Source organism: Pantoea sp. EKM103V, from assembly GCF_011800365.1.
Classification (GTDB): domain Bacteria; phylum Pseudomonadota; class Gammaproteobacteria; order Enterobacterales; family Enterobacteriaceae; genus Pantoea; species Pantoea anthophila.
In genome coordinates this window covers 1-416 of record NZ_JAALFQ010000045.1, presented here as the reverse complement: position 1 = coordinate 416, position 416 = coordinate 1, and the positions used below count along the sequence as shown (strand labels likewise).

Annotated in this window: 1 rRNA gene; it reads left to right on the top strand. The window is 53.4% G+C overall.

The annotated features are described in order from the left end of the window. Positions 1 to 64: 64 nt before the first annotated feature. Positions 65 to 416: ribosomal RNA gene (locus HFD97_RS22050) — 23S ribosomal RNA — on the top strand; the annotation flags it as partial.

The window sequence follows — 416 nt, the reverse complement described above, 5'->3', positions numbered from 1 at the left end:
CGACATGTTCGAGTCTCTCAAATGCTTACAGTCTGCAGCGTTGAAAAACGCCTGTGGGTTGTGAGGTTAAGCGACTAAGCGTACACGGTGGATGCCCTGGCAGTCAGAGGCGATGAAGGACGTGCTAATCTGCGTAAAGCGACGGTAAGGTGATATGAACCGCTACAGCCGTCGATGTCCGAATGGGGAAACCCGGTGCACTCAGTGCATCATTGCAGCATGAATACATAGTGCTGCAAGGCGAACCGGGGGAACTGAAACATCTAAGTACCCCGAGGAAAAGAAATCAACCGAGATTCCCCCAGTAGCGGCGAGCGAACGGGGAGCAGCCCAGAGCCTGAATCAGCATGTGTGTTAGTGGAAGCGTCTGGAAAGTCGCAGGGTACAGGGTGATACTCCCGTACACAAAAGCACAC